The following is a 17060-nucleotide window of genomic DNA, read 5'->3' as shown; positions in this document are numbered from 1 at the left end:
ACGCATGCGTATAGCGATGGCCCAGGTGTCGACCGGCACCGATCCGCACGCCAATCTCGACATCGTCGCCGCCCGCACCCGCCAGGCGGCGGAATCGGGCGCCGAGCTTGTGGTGTTCCCCGAGGCCACGATGTGTCGTTTCGGGGTGCCGCTCGCACCGGTCGCCGAACCGCTCGACGGACCGTGGGCCACGGCGGTGTGCGCGATCGCCGCCGAGGCCGCCACCACCGTCGTCGTCGGCATGTTCACCCCCGCCGACGCCGCGAACGGGCGCGCCCGGGTGCGGAACACCCTGCTCGTCGCCGGCCCCGACGGATCAGCCACCTCCTACGACAAGATCCACCTCTACGACGCCTACGGGTTCCGTGAGTCCGACACCGTCGCCGCCGGCTCGGCACCGACCACCATCTCCGTCGCCGGGCACACCGTCGGCCTCGCGACCTGCTACGACATCCGCTTCCCGGAACTGTTCACCGCACTCGCCGACGACGGCGCCGAGCTCATCGTGGTGCCCGCCTCGTGGGGTGCGGGCCCGGGCAAACGGCGTCAGTGGCGGGTGTTGGCCCAGGCCCGCGCACTCGACAGCTCCACCGTCGTCGCCGCCGTCGGGCAGGCCGTCCCCGATGACCCCGCCGTCGCGGAGTCGTCGGCCCCCACCGGCATCGGCAACTCGGTGCTGGTCGACCCCTTCGGCGAGCTGGTGGCCGAATACGGCGAGCACGAGAACCTCGGCGTCCACGACGTCGACCTCGAGCGCGTCGAGGCGGCGCGGTCGGCGATCGGTGTGCTGGCGAACCGACGTCTGGCACCCGCCCGCGCGGGGGTCGTGACCGCCTGATCGGCCGCCCGCACCCGACCGCCGACGTCCGCCGGTCACCGCCCGCCACCGTGTTTTGCGGGAACTCTCACGATCGCCTCACCATCGGCAGGCAGAATCGGAGGTGATGAATGAGCCCGAGCGACCCGACAACAGTCCGCAGCAGCCCGGCCCCACACCGCCGACCGAGCAGTTCCCGGTCGGCGGGCAGGCGTACTCGCAGACACGCCCCTTCGACGCCGAGCCACAGACACAGCAGGTGGCGGCCGGCGATCCGGGGCCCACGCCGACCCGACCGAAACGGCGTATCGGCGTGATCGTGACGATCAGTGCACTCGTGGTGGTGCTCGTCCTGGTGATCGCCGGGGTGGGCAGCGAGCTGTACCTGCGCAACGCCACCAAGGACTGCCTGGAGAAGTCGTTCAGCGACGTCACCGGCTCGTCGGCGTCGGTGTCGTTGAGCAAGAAGCCGATGCTGCTGCAGTACGCCACCAAGAAGGTCCCGTACGTCCAGATCGACGCCGGCGGGGACAACGGGTCCGCCATCGAGCTGCACGGGCGCGCCGACGACATCACCGCGCGGTCGGACGGGTCCACGCTGGGGTCGTTGTCGGCCAACGGATCGGTGCCGTTCTCGCGCATCGTCGAACTGAGCAAGCAGTCGGCCCAGACCGCGGCCGATCAGAACCCGGCCGATCAGAACACCGGTGGCGCCGATTCCACGCAGAACGGTCAGAGCGGTCTCTCCGGGCTGTTCGGCGGTTTCACGTTGAACAGCGTCACCGGCAACCAGTCGACCGGCACCATGTCGCTCGACGCGACGGTCACCGTCGCGATCTTCCCGATCCCGGTGAGCGTGGAGCTCAAGCCGACCGTCACCGGCGGCAAGATCGAGTTCCAGGTCGTCAAGGCCAGCGCGCTGGTGTTCGGCGTGCCGTCGGGATTCGCCCAGACCCTCGTCGACGGCGTGTCGAAGTCGCTGTTCCCGCCGCTGTTCGACCAGCTCGACTTCCAGCAGCTGTCGGTCACCTCCACCGGGGTGGATTTCCGGGTCACCGGCACCGACGTCCCGCTGAACCAGGACACCCTCGGGTCGACACCGGTGGACCAGGGCTCGACCAACGACGCCTGCACCATCCTGTGAGCCCGGATCCGCTGTGGCTCTTCGGCGATCAGCTCGGTCGCCACATCCACTCCGCGCCGCAGCACGCCGACCGCGAGGTGGTCCTCGTCGAGTCGTCGGCGGCCATCGCGCGTCGCGGCGGGCACCGACAGAAGGCGCACCTCGTGCTCTCCGGGATCCGGCATCTGGCGGCCGAACTCGGTGACCGCGCGCAGTTCTGGCAGGCGTCGGGGTACCGCGACGCGCTCGTCGAACTGGGCCGACCGGTCGTGGTGCACGAGCCGACGTCGCACGCCGCGGCGGCGTTCGTCGCCCGCCTCGCCGCCGACGGACTCGTCTCCGAGATTCTCCCGAACCCGTCGTTCGCGTTGTCGCGCAAGGAGTTCGGCGAATGGGCCGGCGACGGGACGAAGTTCCGGATGGAGAACTTCTACCGCGACCAGCGGGTGCGGTTCGACATCCTCATGGACGGCGACAAGCCGGCGGGCGGCAGCTGGAACTACGACCACGACAACCGCGACGCACCACCCAAGCGCGACACCCTCGGTGTCGACCCGCCGTGGTTGCCCACCGAGGACCAGATCGACGAGGAGGTCCGCGCCGACCTCGACGCCATGGTCGCCGACGGTGTCGCGTTCACCGGCGTCGACGGGCCACGGTTGTTCGCGGTCACCTCCGACGAGGCCGACGAGGCCCTTCGCACCTTCATCGACCAGCGTCTGGCGACGTTCGGTCGGTGGGAGGACGCCATGATGGACGCCGACTGGGCCATGTCGCACTCGCTACTGTCGGTGCCGTTGAACCTGTCGTTGCTCGATCCCCTCGACGTGGTGCACGCCGCCGAGGCCGCGGTCCGGGACGGATCGGTCGACATCTCCGCCGGCGAGGGGTTCATCCGGCAGATCATCGGGTGGCGCGAGTTCATCTGGCACCTCTACTGGCACTACGGACCCGAGTACATGGAGAACAACAGCCTCGACGCCCACGTGCCGCTGCCGGACTGGTTCCGCAGCCTCGACGCCGACGCGGTCACCGCACGGTGCCTGTCGGAGGCGCTACGCGGTGTGCGCGATCGCGGGTGGGTGCACCACATCCCGCGCCTGATGCTGCTGGGAAGCCATGCGCTGCAACGCGGATACGACCCGGCCGAGCTCTCCGAGTGGTTCCGCGCCAACTTCGTCGACGGGTTCGACTGGGTGATGCCGGTCAACGTGATCGGGATGAGCCAGCACGCCGACGGCGGGCTGATGGCGACGAAGCCCTACACCTCCGGTGGCGCCTACATCGACAAGATGTCCGACCACTGCAAACCCTGTGAGTTCAACCCGAAAAAGCGTGTCGGCGACGACGCCTGCCCCTTCACCGCGGGCTACTGGGCGTTCACCCATCGTCACGAGGAGATGCTGCGGAAGAACAACCGCACGGCGCGGTCGGTGGCGACGATGAACCGTCTGAAGGACCTCGACGAGCTGCTCGAGCAGGAGTCCGTGCGCGAGCATTTCTGAACCGATGACGAACCTGAGAATGTCCGCGAAGTCCACAGCGGCGGCTCAGTTCCCGGCGGTACGATCTCGACACCGACCGATCGACCGATGTGAGGTGGCATCCACCATGCGAGGACGTACGAAGGCAGCGCGCAGCCCGATCGCCCACAATCCGTTGGCTTTGACGCTGGTCAGCTACGCCGGAGTCGTCTGGGCGGCGGTCGCCGTCTTCGCGGTGACGCTGTTCGCCTCGACCGCCGTCGGTGACGGCCGATCCGCCTACACCTATCCCCTGCACCACTGGTTCATCGCCGGCGGTGCCGCCGCCGGCGTCATGGCGGTACTCCTCGTCGGCGTGCACGTGCTCCTCACCGACGTCCGCCGTCGATCGGGCAGACAACCGCGTCGATCGGGCAGATAACGCCGTCGATCGTGCACGTCCCTCGCTCCGCCCCCTTCGGGTGACCGCACCCGTCGTCGGTGTGCCACGCTCGACGACATGACTTCTGCCTCGACCGGAACCCTCACCCGACGACGCGTGGCCGCGATGGTCGACCACACCCTGCTCAAGCCCGAGGCATCGCGCGACGACGCGCTGGCCTGTGTCGCCGAGGCCGCCGATCTCGGGGTGCTCGCGGTGTGTCTGTCACCGTCGATGCTGCCCATCGACACCGGGTCGCAGCGCACCTGCGTAGTGGCGGGATTCCCCTCGGGCAAACATCATTCGCTCGTCAAGGCGTCGGAGGCGCGACTCGCCATCGACACCGGCGCCGACGAGATCGACATGGTGATCGACGTCGGCGCAGCGGTCGCCGGGCTCTACGACGAGGTGTTCGCCGACGTGCTCACCGTCCGCGAGGCCATCGGACCCGACGCCGTGCTCAAGGTGATCATCGAGTCGGCGGCCCTGCTCGAGTTCGCCGGGCCCGACGCCGTCACGGAGGTCTCGAAACGGGCCGCACAGGGAGGTGCCTCGCTCGTGAAGACGTCGACCGGCTTCCACCCCAGCGGCGGGGCGAGTGTGGCGGCCGTCGAGCTGATGCGGGCTGCGGTACCGGCATCGGTCGGCATCAAGGCCTCGGGCGGCATCCGCACCGCGGAGTTCGCCGCCGAGCTCATCGCCGCCGGCGCCACCCGCCTCGGCCTGTCGGGGTCGCGCGCGGTCCTCGACGGCTTTGCCGACGACTAGGCCTTTCGGCACAGTCGGCGGGGCCTTTTGGCACAGTCGGCGGCGCCTTGTGGCACGCTCGGCGAACTGAGGTGCCGATCGGCCGGGTCAGGGGGTGTACGCGACGCGGTCGCGGGTCGCCTCGAGCAGTTCGGTGAGCAGGTCGTTGTAGCGGTCGTGTTCCTCGATGTTGCTCATGTGCCCGGTGTGATCGAGCACCAGGTACTCCTGCAGATGCCCGGCGGCCTTGAGCGTGGACGCGATGGCGTCGGAGTGCTTGCGCGGGGTGAGGCGATCATCGGTGCCCACGACCACCGCCGTCGGCACCGTGAGGTTGATGACGCCCTGCCAGACGTCGAGATCGAGCAGCGCCGAACCCCAGCGCGCACGCGCACGGGCCGGGCACTCGCTGATCATGTGGTCGCAGAACTCGACGTGCGAGAGCTTGGCCTGGGTGTTGAGCGCGATGTACTGCGCGACCTTGGGTGAGGCGGTGGTGTGCGGCAGCGGCGCGGGCGTGGTGGCGACGAGCCGGCCGACGGCGTGCTCGAACGGGCGCGTGAACCGCGGCAGGCCTTCGGGGACCACCGCGAGGTTCTGCACCACCTCGACCGCGGCGGTCGAGGTCAGCACCACGACGCGCGCGAGGCGATCGACGCTCGCCGGGTGGTGTTTCGCCCACGCCAGCACCGACATCCCGCCCATGCTGTGCCCGGCGATCAGCGCACGACGCCCGTCGGGGACCACCGCGCGCAGCACCGCTTCGAGGTCCGACCCGAGCAGCGCGGTGCTGAGCTTGGTCCGACCGAGCGGGGTCTTGCCGTGGCCGCGTTGGTCGTAGACCACCACGCGGTGGTCGGCGGCGAAGGCGTTGATCTGGGCGTACCAGTGCCGCGTGTTGCAGGTCCATCCGTGGGCCATCACCAGCAGGTCGCCGTCGGGCGGTCCGTAGGCCAGCACGTTGATCGGATTGCCGTCGGACGCGCGGACATCGATGCGCTCGGGCGTCATGATCGGTTCGGCCAACAGCGCGTCGGGGCCGTCGTCGATCGGCGCGGGCCCGGTCAGGGCGGTGCGCACCAGGGCGCCCAGGATGGTCCCCACCGCGAGCCCGGCCCCACCGACCGCGACACCGCCGGCGATGGCGGACCCGGTGAGCACTCGATGCGATCGTGCCACCTCGCGTATCGGCCGATGCGTCCTCGTCATGTGTGTGAACCTCTCCGATGCGTGCCCGAACGGCCATCGGTCGGGCTGGGGGTGGCGCTCAGGCGGACCCGCTGAGCGGATCGGTGTCCAGACCGCGGTCGTTGTCGAAGATCTCCGAGGCCTCGCCGAGAGCCTCCGAGATCTTGGCGTCGAGCGAACGCTGGAACGCCGACTCCACGATCTCGTGGGCCATCGGGCGGACCGCACCGATCAGATGGGCGACCTTGGCGACCTCGGTCTCCTCCATGTCCAGCAGGCGACCGTCGTCGCCGAAGTACTTGTCGGTGATGATCGCGACGAAGTTGTCGGCGATGTCGTCGATGTCGTTCTGGATCCGTTCCCATTTGCGCAGAAGGGGTTCCAGTTCGATGCCGGCCTTCACCAGCACCTCGGCACCCTCGAGCAGCTCGGGACTCTTCACCGCGTACTGGGCGCCCTCCTTGGCGAGCAGACCCAGCTTCTGACTCATCGCGATGGTCTTCTCGTCGGCGCCCAGCGTCCGACGCAGCTCGGTCAGCGTGATGGTGGCCGCGCGCTTGAAGGTGCGCCACCGGCCCGATTTCGGGGTGCCGTGGAGCACGTGCTCCACCTTCATCCCGTAGTGCGCCGCCTGCAGCAGCTCGCTGATCGTGGCGAAGGTGTAGCCGCGTTCGAGCAGGCGCGAGATCAGGTTCAACCGGACGAGGTGCTCCTGTGAGTACCACCCTGTGCGCCCCTTGATCTTCGGCGACGGCAACAGCCCGCGATCCTGGTAGACCCGGATGTTGCGCACGCTGACACCCGACACCTCGGCGAGCTCGTTGATCCGGTATTCAGCCACGCGGCGAGTCTATCCGCGCGGGTGTGCGGTCTCGGTTCGAGTCGTGTCAGATGATGGCGCCGCGGCGCAGCAGGTACTTGCCCGGACCGCCGATGAGACCGCACTCGTCGAGGAAGGACACCGTCTTGGCGCATCCGTTGCGCTTGCGGTCGTTGTAGTACGTGTTCGTGCGGGCGGCCTTCTTCGCGGCCTTCTTGTCGAGGCCGGCAGCCTCGTAGACCTTCGGGTTCACGAGGCAGAACACCACCATGTAGACGGTGATCGCGAGCATGAGGCGCGTCAGGTGGCGGCGGATCGGGCTCATGTCGGCCGCGATGCGCACCGTCTCCTCGCGGGCGAAGCGGATGTGGCGGGCCTCTTCGAGCACGTGGATCTTGCTGACGGTGCGGGTGACCGGCTGCACGCGCGGGTCCTTCATGAAGTCCCGCTGCATCATGTCGAGGATCTCCTCGGCGGCCAGGGTGCCACCGAAGGCGAGCGATCCCGACGCCAGCGCCTTGAACGGGCGCGACAGGAAGTTGATCCACTTCGGGCGCTCGTAGTTCGGGATGCCGAAGTGCTCGGCGGCCTTGGCGAACATCGTGGAGTGCCGGCACTCGTCGGCGATCTCGGTGAGCGCGAACTGGAAGTGCGGCGACGCCGGATCCTGCTTGTAGGCGTCGCGGATGAGCATCTGCATGAGGATGATCTCGAACCAGATGCCGGTCGCGCTGATGCTCGCGGCCTCGTGCTCGGTGAGCGTGATGCGCTGGGCCTCGGTCATCTGATCCCACATCTCGGTGCCGTAGAGGCTGCACCACTCGGGGGTCATGCCGTAGTAGCTCTCGTGGTCGATCGGGGCGTCCCAGTCGACCTCGATCAGCGGGTCGTAGGACTTCCGTGCCGACGAGGCCAGCAGTCTCCGCGCGGTGTCCTGGCGGTCCTGCACGCGATCGAATCGGGTGAGGGGCTCGGCTGCGATGGTCATCGTGGGCTCCTGTCGAAGGCGGTTCTGCCCTCGGTTGACGACATAGTCCTTGTCAATCAACGATGCGATATGACACCTACCGTTGTCAAGGTATTGAGACAACGAATATTGTCACGCCACGCGATGGCACCAACGGGCGCCGGCCGAGATCACACCTTGCGGAACCAGCGCTTGTTCTGGATCGCGTCGACGCGGGGCCGCACGTCGACGAGGTAGACCAGCACCGCGACGATGCCGACGATGCCGAACAGGCCCAGCAGCCCGAAGAACCAGATGAAGAGACTCGCGAGCACCAGGATGCCGACCCAGATCACCTTCGACTGCCGATCGACGGCCGGGAAGGCGTCAGGACGCTGGATCGCGGCGTGGACGAGTGCGACGAGCGCGGCGGCTCCGCCGACGATCGTGAGGATCAGGACGATGAGGCTCTGTCCGTAGGCGAGGATGCTCATGGCCACGATCCTATCCGGGCATCACCGACACCGGTCGCGGCCCGCGAACGCACGAACGCCCCCGACGAACCGTGGTCCGTCGGGGGCGTCCGGGTCTGGCGGTGAAGGGCCTTACTTCGAGGCGGCCTTCTTGGCGGGAGCCTTCTTCGCGGGGGCCTTCTTGGCCGGGGCCTTCTTCGCGGGGGCCTTCTTGGCCGGGGCCTTCTTGGCGGCGGGCTTCGCGGCCGGCTCCTTCAGCTCCTCGAGGACCTTGGCGGGCGAGTCCTTGCGGCCACGCGCCTTGGCCTCGACGGTGCCGGCGGCACCGGCGGCCTTGCCCGAGGCGAGGTTGGCGAGCTTCGCGGCGCGCTCACCCACGGCCCGGGTCTGCGAGGAGATGGTGCCCAGGGCGTCCTCGGTCAGGTCGACGGCGTCGTTGTAGACCTTCTCGGCCTTCGAGACGTTCTCCTGGAACTCCGGCTGGGTGCGCAGACGCTCGACGGTCTCCTCGCCGCGCTCGGCGAGCGAGTTGTAGATGCCGGTCGCGACCTCGATGTAGGCCTCGGCGACCTTGCGGAGCTCTTCGGGGGTGAAACGGGTGCGCAGGTCGTCGATACCGGCAGGCACCTCCTCGGGGAGTGCGTTGATGCGCTCGCGGGTCTCGGTGAGACGCTCGCGGGTCTCCTCGATACGCGCCTGGGCGGTCTCGGTGGCGGCCTCGGTGCGCTCACGGAGCTGGGTGAGGACCTCGTTCACCTGCTGGAGGGCAAGGTCGCCCACGCCGACCGCGGCGTAGATCGGGGTCGAGAAAAGCTTGTCGTTCTTGCTCATTGGTGTCTCCTTCATGGGTGATGCGATGGTGAACCGTCAGCGACTATGGAGCGGCTGGCACGCCGTTCTCTTTGCGGAACGACTCGTAGATCTCGAGCAACATCTGTTTCTGTCGCTCGCTGATCTGCGAATCGGCCAGCAGCGCGTCGCGTACCGGGCTGGCCGCACGTTCTTCGAGAATGCCTGCGCGGACGTAGAGCACTTCCGCCGACACACGCAGACCTTTCGCGATCTGCGCCAACACATCTGCCGACGGTTTGCGCAGTCCTCGTTCGATCTGGCTCAGATACGGATTGCTGACTCCGGCCCGTTCGGCCAACTGCCGAACCGAGACTTCCGCGGCAACCCGCTGAGACCTGATGAACGCACCGATGTCCTGTGCGGCGTTCACAACGTTCTCGACCGCTCGAGTCGCTGCGTCCTCGGCATCCACGAGAGGCGTTGTGTTCTCCGGTGGATCGACCGATTCAGAGTTCATCGGTACCTCCTTGAGTCTCCGTGAACCAGTATTCGCACCGAGTGCTAGCAAATGCAAGCACTCAGCTAATTTTTGGTCCCGATAGTGGCCGATGCCACACGGAGAGGGGGTCTGCAGCGGCCGTCAGCCGAAGAGCAGCACCGAGATCGAGTAGATCGCGAGGCCGGCGAGAGAGCCGACGACGGTGCCGTTGATGCGGATGAACTGCAGATCGCGGCCCACCTGGAGCTCGATCTTGCGGCTGGTGTCCTCGGCGTCCCACCCGCGCACGGTCTCGGTGATCACCGAGACGATCTCGGTCGCATAGTTGGCCGCGACGTGGCGTGCGACCCGCACGGTCCAGAAGTTCATCTTGGCCTGCAACGCCTCGTCGTTGCTGACGCGCGTGGCGACCTTGATGACCGCGTCGGCCAGCGTCGCGCGCAAGGTGCTGTCGGGGTCGTCGAGTGCCTGCTCGAGAACGGCTTTCGCGGCCTTCCACGCCGACGACGCCGCACCGGCCACCTCGTCGCGACCGATGAACTCGGCCTTGATCGCCTCGAGCCGCTCGATGGTGGCCTTGTCGTGCTGCAGATCCTGCGCGAAGTTCTCCAGGAACTCGTTCATCGCCCGCCGCACCTCGTGGTCGGGATCGGACCGGACCTTGTTGGTGAAGTCGACGAGCTCACGGTGGATCCGTTCACCCACAACGGCGTTGAGGAACTTCGGCGCCCAGGCGGGGCCGTCCTTGTCGATCACCCGATCGATGAGGCCCTGGCTGTCGAGTGCCCAGTCGTGCGCACGGTCGCACAGCATCGCGATGATCGGCGCGAGCCGGTTCTCCTCGATCAGCTGCTCGAGCACGCGACCGGCGGGCGGTCCCCACTGCGGCTCGGCCATCCACCGCATCCCCGCGACGATGAACTGTTCGACGTCCTCGTCGGCCAGCATCTCCCCCGCCAGACCGATGGCGCGTGACGCCTCCTCGCTGATGCGATCGGAGTTGCGCGGATCGGCCATCCACCGCGAGACCCGCTGCGGCAGATGGATCTTCTCGACCTGTCCCTCGATCACCGACGGTGTCATGAAGTTCTGCTCGACGAATCCGCCGAGCTGGTCGCCGATCTGGTCCTTCTTGCGGCGGATCAGGGCGGTGTGCGGGATCGGCAGGCCCAGTGGCTGACGGAACAGCGCGGTGACGGCGAACCAGTCGGCGAGCGCGCCCACCATGCCCGCCTCCGACGCCGCGCGCACGTAGGCGACCCACCCGGCGGCGTCGGCGCCGTCGCGGCTCTCGATCCAGCGGGTCAGCAGGTACACACCGGCGGCGAAGACCAGCAGCCCGGTCGCGACCACTTTCATCTTCCGTAGGGCTCGCCGGCGTTCGACGTCGGCGGCGTCGAAGCCGGACAGACCGGTGGGGGCGGCGCTGGGGGCGGGCGCGGGGTCGGTGCGCTGCGCCGTCGACATCGAATTCACCTGACCAGTCTTACCCGAATCCGACTCCCGTGCCCGCGGCGGACGAGCTGCGGTGATCCGGCGCCCACCGGCGGGGATACTGTGGGCGCATGCCCGCTCGCCAGACCACCGCCGCGGCGGCCCGTGCCGCCGTCGTGGCCGCCGCGAACGCGACGAAAGGGCTCGAGGCCGCACTCCGGGGCGCCGCCGACGACATCCCCGACGGCAAGCCCGACGGCCGCAAGCAGCGATGGCAGCAGCACAAGGAGGAGCGGCGCGCCGAGCTCGTCGACGGCACCCTGACCGCGGTGCGTGCCCTCGGCGCCGACATCGGCATGGACGAGATCGCCTCGCACATCGGCGTCTCGAAGACCGTCCTCTACCGGTACTTCACCGACAAGAACGATCTGAACACCGCCGCGATGGTGCGGTTCATCGAGGTGACTCTGCTGCCGCGCCTCACCGAGGCGCTGATCGACGACGTCGACGAGTTCACGATGACGCGCGCGGTGATCTCCATCTACGTGCAGACCATCGCCGACGAGACCCAGATCTACACCTTCGTGACCAGCTCGAAGTTCTCCAGCCCCACGGTTCTGGCCGACTCGGAGAAGCTGATCGCGCAGGTCGTCGCGTTCGCGATGAACGAGCGGCTCAGCCACCGAGGTCTCGACACCTCCGGCTTCGAGACCTGGGCGTACGCACTCGTCGGCGGCGTGCAGCTCGCCACCCACTGGTGGATGGTCGAGCGCACCCTGAGCCAGGAACAGCTCATCGACCACCTCACGATGCTGGTGTGGACGTCGTTCGTCGGCATCGCCGAGGTCGGCGGGTCCGCGGCGGTGTTCAACTCCCGGGAGCACCCGCTGCCGGAGTTCGGTGTCGTACCGTCGACGACCGCGACCTGACTCCCTACAGTGACGCCATGAGCGATCACGAACCCGCACACGACCACGACGACGACGCGGGTGGCTACACCGGTCCGGCGACGATCACCGTGGGCGGGCGACGCCCGGTGGAGGCGAACGTCCAACTGATCGGCCACTTCGATCCCATCGCGGGGCGCTATCAGTGGCAGGGTCGCATCCGCGGCCTGAAGGCGGTGTCGGATCCCGCCGATCCGCCGGTCGCCGAGGGCACCGAGGTACGCATCAGCACCCCGCACGGCGCCGGTGAGGGGACGCTGTCGGCGGAGGACGCATTCGGCGGGCACGTGGTGCGCGGGGTGAGCGCGCCCCCGTTCGCGCAGCTCCCCGACGACGTCGACCGGTGACCCCGCCGGTCGCGCTGGTGACCGGCGCGAGCCGCGGCGTGGGTCGTGGTGTCGCGCGAGCTCTCGGCGCGGCCGGGTGGACGGTGTGTCTCACCGCCCGTGGCGGTGTCGGACCCGACGACCGGCTCGGTCGTGTGGCCGCCGAGATCACCGCGGTCGGCGGGACGGCGCAGGCGATCAGCTGCGACCACACCGACGACGACGCGGTGGCGGCACTGTTCGAGCGCATCGACGGTGACCACGGGCGTCTCGACCTGCTGGTCAACAACGTATGGGCGGCGCCGCGCGGCTTCGGCGGCTTCTCCGAGAAGTTCTTCGAACGCCCGATCTCCGACTGGGACACCCTGATCGGGGTCGGACTCCGCGCGCACTACGTCGCCTCGGTGCACGCGGCGCGACGCATGGTCGACGCCGGGTCGGGTCTCATCGCGAGCATCTCGTCGTTCGGGTCGCGCGGGCACCTGCACTCGGTGCTCTACGGGATGAGCAAGACGGGTCTGGACAAGATGACCTCCGACATGGCGCACGAGTTGACCGGGACCGGCGTCAGCGCGGTGAGCCTGTGGCCGGGACTGGTCCGCACCGAGCTGTTGATGTCGTTGGGCGTCAACGACTTCGCCGGGTTCTCCCTGGAGCGCGCCGAGGACCCCACATTCATCGGTCGTGTCGTCGACGCCCTCGCCCGCGACCCCGCCCTGTCCGCGCGCAGCGGTGCGACGCTGGTGACCGCCGAGCTTGGTCGCGAGTACGGGCTGGCCAACGACGACGGCGTCGTACCCGACTCGCACCGTGCGGCATTCGGCGGTGGCGGGCTGTTCGGGCCGGTAGGTTGACCCCCGTGTCCTCTTCTGACGAGTCCGGCTCGGACGATCCCGCCATCGCCTCGGCGCCCACCCTTCTGCGTGCCCGCGCCCAGGGGCCGCTGAGCGGCATCGATCAGCGCTCGACCCCGGGTTTCGACGGCGACAAGGCTGCGGGCAAGGCGGCGCTGAAAGCCCGTGGCGCGCTGTTGGCGGGACTGCAGGAGAGGCTCTACGCACACGGACGCAGCGGTGACCCGCGGTCGATCCTGTTGGTGCTGCAGGGGATGGACACCGCCGGCAAGGGCGGCATCGTCAAACACGTCGTGGGCATGGTCGACCCGCAGGGGGTGTCGCACGCGTCGTTCGGCAAGCCCACCGATGAGGAGCTCGCCCACGACTTCCTCTGGCGGATCCGTGCCAAAGTGCCTGCGGCGGGCCAGATCGGTGTGTTCGACCGCTCGCACTACGAGGACGTGTTGGCCGTGCGCGTGCACGACCTCGTCCCGGAATCCGAGTGGTCGACCCGCTACGCGACCATCAACGATTTCGAGGCCGATCTCGTCGCGGCCGGCACCACCGTCGTGAAGGTGATGCTGCACATCTCGACCGACGCCCAGCGCGAACGGCTGGCCGAGCGCCTCGACCGGCCCGACAAGTACTGGAAGTACAACCCCGGCGACATCGACGAACGCCAGTACTGGCCGGCCTACCAGGAGGCGTATCAGGTGGTGTTCGACGAGACCGACGTCGACACCGCGCCCTGGCACATCGTGCCCGCGGACCGCAAATGGTATGCGCGCCTTGCCGTCACGGAGCTGATGATCGAGGCCCTCGAGCGCCTCGACCTCGAGTGGCCCGCTCCCGATTTCGACGTCGAGCACGAGAAGAAGCGGCTCGCGCAGACCTGAGCTCCCGCCGCTCGGTGACCGATGATCACCGGTCCGAGCAGCAGGCCGGTGGTGATCGCCACGAGGTGCCCGAGCGTCGTCACCGAGGGGTCCACGACGAGGGTGAGCCCTGCGAGTGAGACGACCGTGGTCGCGAACGCCCGCCGCCATTGCGGTTCGACGAACTGCGCCGCGCCACCGACGAACGCGAAGATCGCGTAGCTGACCCCGATGTCGCGCATCGACATCTGCGACGACGACGTCGCGCCCACCGCGATCGCCACCCACAGTGCGCCCTGACTCACCCCGGTGCCGACGACGTGTCCGGCGAGACCCAGTGCGGCCCAGCGTCGGACACCGAGTCGTCGTTCCATCGGGATCACGACGACCGCGAACATCACGGCGTAGGGCAGCCAGTAGGCGCCGTCGAGCCACGCCAGACTGGAGCCGAGCACCGCGACCGGATCGGACACCAGGTGGGAGATGTCGGTCGACGACGCGGCCAGCCACGCCGCGACCCGTGCCGGGGCGGCGGTCCGCTGCAGCACCGTGGTGACCAGCAGCAGCGCCAGCCAGCTCACCGACACCGGCGCCGAACGCAGGACGTCGACCATCCGTCGCATCATCATGTCGCCCACCCTGGCCGCGACATCGTCGTCGAGCCTGGACGCACCCTGTGAGTCGCCTGCAAACAGGGCATCGGTAGCAGCTCGTCCCGCTGAGCGGGACGAACTGCTACGCCTGTGCGGTCGCGGGGTAGCGGTAGAAGCCACGTCCGGACTTCTGGCCGAGGCGGCCGGCGTCGACCATGCTCAACAGCAGCGGTGGCGGCGCGTAGAGCGGTTCGGCGTACTCGGCGAAGAGGGTGTCGGCGATGGCCTTCACGGTGTCGAGGCCCACGAGGTCGGCCAGCTTGATCGGGCCCATCGGGTGTGCGCAGCCGAGCATCATCGCGCGGTCCACGTCCTCGGCCGTCACGAGACCGTTCTCCACCATGCGGATCGCCGACAGGAGGTACGGGACGAGCAGCGCGTTGACCACGAAGCCGGAACGGTCCTCGGAACGGATGACCTGCTTGCCCAACACATCCGAGGCGAACAGCTCGGCTCGCGCGGCGATCACGTCGGCCGTGCTCGAGGTGGTGACGAGCTCCACCAGCGGCAGCACCGGCACGGGGTGGAAGAAGTGCAGGCCGATCACCCGGCGGGCGTCGGTGGTCGCCGCGCCCAGTCGTGTGATGGGGATCGACGAGGTGGTCGAGGCGAGCACGGCGTCGGGGTCGGTGACGATCGCGTCGAGCGCGGCGAACAGCGACGCCTTCACCGATTCGTCCTCCACGACGGCCTCGCACACCATCTGACGATCGGCGAACCCGTCGAGGTCGGTGGTGAATCGCAGTCGGCCGCAGGCCTGTTCGCGCTCGCGTTCGGTGAGCGCCCCGCTGCTCACGCCGCGGTCGAGGGATTCGAGGATGCGTGTGCGCCCGCCGGCGACGCGGTCGCGGGTGGTGTCGTGCACGAGGACGTCGGTGCCGGCGCGGGCACACACCTCGGCGATCCCGGCCCCCATCTGACCCGAACCGATGACACCGATCCGCGACACTGGTGCGGTGGCCACGGCACTCCTAGGGATCGGATGAGTTCGCCCACGCACCATGCGAATTGGTGAGACGAGGGTAACTCTGGTCGGGGACGGGCTGACTTCGCCAGAAACGAACAGGCGGCCCGCAACACGAGTTGCGGGCCGCCTGTCTCACCGGCGAAGAGTTCCGGAGAGGCGGCTCAGTGGAACTGGCCCTCTTCGGTGGAGCCCTTCAGCGCAGCGGTCGACGTGTTGGGGTCGACGGTGGTGGCGATGCGGTCGAAGTAACCGGCACCGACCTCACGCTGGTGCTTGGTGGCGGTGTAACCGCGCTCCTCGGCGGCGAACTCGCGCTCCTGCAGCTCGACGTACGCGGTCATCTGGTTACGGGCGTAGCCGTGGGCCAGATCGAACATCGAGTAGTTGAGGGCGTGGAAGCCGGCCAGGGTGATGAACTGGAACTTGAAGCCCATGGCGCCGAGCTCGTTCTGGAACTTGGCGATGGTCTCGTCGTCGAGGTGCTGCTTCCAGTTGAACGACGGGCTGCAGTTGTAGGCCAGCAGCTGGTCGGGGAAGTCGGCCTTGACGGCCTCGGCGAACTTCTTCGCGAGCTCCAGGTCGGGCTTGCCGGTCTCCATCCAGATGAGGTCGGAGTACGGGGCGTAGGCCTTCGCACGGGCGATGCAGGGCTCGATGCCCTTCTTCACGCCGTAGAAGCCCTCGGCCGTGCGGCTGCCGTCGAGGAACGGCTTGTCACGGTCGTCCACATCGGAGGTGATGAGGGTGGCGGCCTCGGCATCGGTACGCGCGATGACGACGGTCGGGGTGTCGGAGACGTCGGCCGCGAGGCGCGCCGAGGTCAGCGTGCGGATGTGCTGCTGGGTGGGGATGAGCACCTTGCCACCGAGGTGGCCGCACTTCTTCTCCGAGGCCAGCTGATCCTCCCAGTGGGTACCGGCGGCACCCGCGGCGATCATGGCCTTCTGCAGCTCGTAGACGTTGAGCGCGCCACCGAAGCCGGCCTCACCGTCGGCGACGATCGGGACGACCCAGTTGTCGACGGCGTTGTCGCCCTCGACCTTGGCGATCTCGTCGGCGCGCAGCATCGCGTTGTTGATGCGGCGGACCACCGACGGCACCGAGTTGGCCGGGTAGAGCGACTGGTCGGGGTAGGTGTGGCCCGACAGGTTCGCGTCACCGGCGACCTGCCAGCCCGAGAGGTAGATGGCCTTGAGGCCGGCACGCACCTGCTGCACGGCCATGTTGCCGGTGAGGGCACCCAGCGCGTTGATGTACTCGTCGCCGTTGACGCCGTTCACGCCGTCCCAGAGGATCTCGGCGCCACGCTTGGCGAGGGTGTTCTGCTCGACGACCGAGCCCTGGAGCTCGGAAACCTGCTCGGCGGTGTACTCGCGGGTGATGCCCTTCCAGCGGGGATTGGTGTCCCAATCCTGCTGGATCTCCGCGGTGGTCCTCGGCTTTCCGGTGTTGCTCATGCCCACTTCACTTTCCATCGACTTCGTCTACTTGGTCTTGTCCGGTGGCGCCGTGCGCCGTTCGGGGGCACCGGGACTGTGTGAGTACCCGGCGATTCGTGCAGCTCTGCGCCGATCGGATTCGCAACCGGTGAGCCGCCCGAGGGCGCCGCCTGCAACGAGGGTGCCACACATCAAACGCGCTGGTCCACACCTCGGACGTGCCAATCTGAGCCACAACAGGTGACAGATTTGCAAACTCTGCGAAGATAGATC

At 68.3% G+C, this 17060-nt stretch carries 18 protein-coding genes and 1 pseudogene; 9 read left to right on the top strand and 10 right to left on the bottom strand.

Annotated features, from left to right (window positions below; genetic code table 11):
• Window positions 1-4 precede the first annotated feature (4 nt).
• The 5 genes from ASG12_RS05465 (at window position 5) to deoC (ending at window position 4613) form a co-directional block, all read left to right on the top strand.
• Window positions 5-838, top strand: coding sequence for a carbon-nitrogen hydrolase family protein (locus tag ASG12_RS05465; RefSeq protein WP_055786109.1), 834 nt, complete (start codon window positions 5-7; stop codon window positions 836-838).
• A gap of 106 nt (window positions 839-944) precedes the next feature.
• The gene (locus tag ASG12_RS05460; protein ID WP_055786105.1) at window positions 945-1961 is read left to right on the top strand and encodes an LmeA family phospholipid-binding protein; all 1017 of its coding nucleotides are present in this window, start codon (window positions 945-947) and stop codon (window positions 1959-1961) included.
• Complete coding sequence (locus tag ASG12_RS05455) at window positions 1958-3445, top strand: cryptochrome/photolyase family protein (RefSeq protein ID WP_082501658.1); 1488 nt, start codon at window positions 1958-1960, stop codon at window positions 3443-3445. Before ASG12_RS05460 ends, ASG12_RS05455 begins: the two co-directional genes overlap by 4 nt.
• A 106-nt stretch (window positions 3446-3551) precedes the next feature.
• Window positions 3552-3845 carry a hypothetical protein gene (locus tag ASG12_RS05450; RefSeq protein WP_055786100.1) on the top strand — a complete coding sequence of 98 codons (294 nt, stop codon included), beginning with the start codon at window positions 3552-3554 and terminating at the stop codon, window positions 3843-3845.
• Window positions 3846-3923: 78 nt separating this feature from the next.
• Window positions 3924-4613 carry a deoxyribose-phosphate aldolase gene (gene deoC / locus ASG12_RS05445; RefSeq protein ID WP_055786097.1) on the top strand — a complete coding sequence of 230 codons (690 nt, stop codon included), beginning with the start codon at window positions 3924-3926 and terminating at the stop codon, window positions 4611-4613.
• 87 nt (window positions 4614-4700) lie between these two features.
• On the opposite strand, the gene ASG12_RS05440 is transcribed toward deoC, so the two are convergent.
• From ASG12_RS05440 to ASG12_RS05410, 7 genes are all read right to left on the bottom strand, one after another.
• The gene (locus ASG12_RS05440) at window positions 4701-5753 is read right to left on the bottom strand and encodes an alpha/beta fold hydrolase (protein ID WP_235456062.1); all 1053 of its coding nucleotides are present in this window, start codon (window positions 5751-5753) and stop codon (window positions 4701-4703) included.
• A gap of 106 nt (window positions 5754-5859) precedes the next feature.
• Window positions 5860-6621 (bottom strand): MerR family transcriptional regulator, encoded by a 762-nt coding sequence (locus ASG12_RS05435; protein WP_055786090.1) that lies wholly within the window; start codon window positions 6619-6621, stop codon window positions 5860-5862.
• Between the two features lie 46 nt (window positions 6622-6667).
• On the bottom strand, window positions 6668-7588 hold the full coding sequence (locus ASG12_RS05430) for an AurF N-oxygenase family protein (protein WP_055786087.1): 921 nt from the start codon (window positions 7586-7588) through the stop codon (window positions 6668-6670).
• A gap of 149 nt (window positions 7589-7737) precedes the next feature.
• Window positions 7738-8040, bottom strand: coding sequence for a DUF2516 family protein (locus ASG12_RS05425; RefSeq protein WP_055786083.1), 303 nt, complete (start codon window positions 8038-8040; stop codon window positions 7738-7740).
• 111 nt (window positions 8041-8151) lie between these two features.
• Window positions 8152-8850 carry a hypothetical protein gene (locus ASG12_RS05420; protein ID WP_045821729.1) on the bottom strand — a complete coding sequence of 233 codons (699 nt, stop codon included), beginning with the start codon at window positions 8848-8850 and terminating at the stop codon, window positions 8152-8154.
• Window positions 8851-8893: 43 nt separating this feature from the next.
• Window positions 8894-9328, bottom strand: coding sequence for a helix-turn-helix domain-containing protein (locus tag ASG12_RS05415; RefSeq protein WP_045821728.1), 435 nt, complete (start codon window positions 9326-9328; stop codon window positions 8894-8896).
• Window positions 9329-9451: 123 nt separating this feature from the next.
• Window positions 9452-10777, bottom strand: coding sequence for a DUF445 domain-containing protein (locus ASG12_RS05410; protein WP_055787738.1), 1326 nt, complete (start codon window positions 10775-10777; stop codon window positions 9452-9454).
• Between the two features lie 98 nt (window positions 10778-10875).
• On the opposite strand from ASG12_RS05410, the gene ASG12_RS05405 reads away from it, so the two are divergent.
• Genes ASG12_RS05405 through ASG12_RS21545 form a run of 4 tightly spaced genes read left to right on the top strand, consistent with a single transcriptional unit; the run spans window position 10876 to window position 13749 of the window.
• On the top strand, window positions 10876-11673 hold the full coding sequence (locus ASG12_RS05405; protein WP_082501657.1) for a TetR/AcrR family transcriptional regulator: 798 nt from the start codon (window positions 10876-10878) through the stop codon (window positions 11671-11673).
• Between the two features lie 17 nt (window positions 11674-11690).
• Window positions 11691-12038, top strand: a complete 348-nt coding sequence (locus tag ASG12_RS05400) for a DUF4873 domain-containing protein (RefSeq protein ID WP_055786082.1) — start codon at window positions 11691-11693, stop codon at window positions 12036-12038.
• Entirely contained in the window at window positions 12035-12871 is an 837-nt protein-coding gene (locus ASG12_RS21550) for an SDR family NAD(P)-dependent oxidoreductase (protein ID WP_055786079.1), read from the top strand. The genes ASG12_RS05400 and ASG12_RS21550 overlap by 4 nt, the downstream gene beginning before the upstream one ends.
• A 5-nt stretch (window positions 12872-12876) precedes the next feature.
• Window positions 12877-13749 carry a PPK2 family polyphosphate kinase gene (locus ASG12_RS21545; RefSeq protein WP_055786076.1) on the top strand — a complete coding sequence of 291 codons (873 nt, stop codon included), beginning with the start codon at window positions 12877-12879 and terminating at the stop codon, window positions 13747-13749.
• A 23-nt stretch (window positions 13750-13772) separates the two neighbouring features.
• On the opposite strand, the pseudogene ASG12_RS22290 reads toward ASG12_RS21545, so the two are convergent.
• The 3 genes and pseudogenes from ASG12_RS22290 to aceA all read right to left on the bottom strand — a co-directional run.
• Window positions 13773-14342: pseudogene (locus tag ASG12_RS22290) on the bottom strand (rhomboid-like protein); the annotation flags it as partial.
• 121 nt (window positions 14343-14463) lie between these two features.
• The gene (locus ASG12_RS05385; protein WP_055786072.1) at window positions 14464-15345 is read right to left on the bottom strand and encodes a 3-hydroxybutyryl-CoA dehydrogenase; all 882 of its coding nucleotides are present in this window, start codon (window positions 15343-15345) and stop codon (window positions 14464-14466) included.
• Between the two features lie 164 nt (window positions 15346-15509).
• Window positions 15510-16805, bottom strand: coding sequence for an isocitrate lyase (aceA, locus tag ASG12_RS05380; RefSeq protein ID WP_045821725.1), 1296 nt, complete (start codon window positions 16803-16805; stop codon window positions 15510-15512).
• Window positions 16806-17060 lie beyond the last annotated feature (255 nt).

This window comes from Williamsia sp. Leaf354 (assembly GCF_001424365.1).
Taxonomy (GTDB): Bacteria; Actinomycetota; Actinomycetes; order Mycobacteriales; family Mycobacteriaceae; genus Williamsia_A.
Note: the sequence above shows the minus strand (reverse complement) of the source record. Positions and strands in the feature narration are given on the sequence as shown.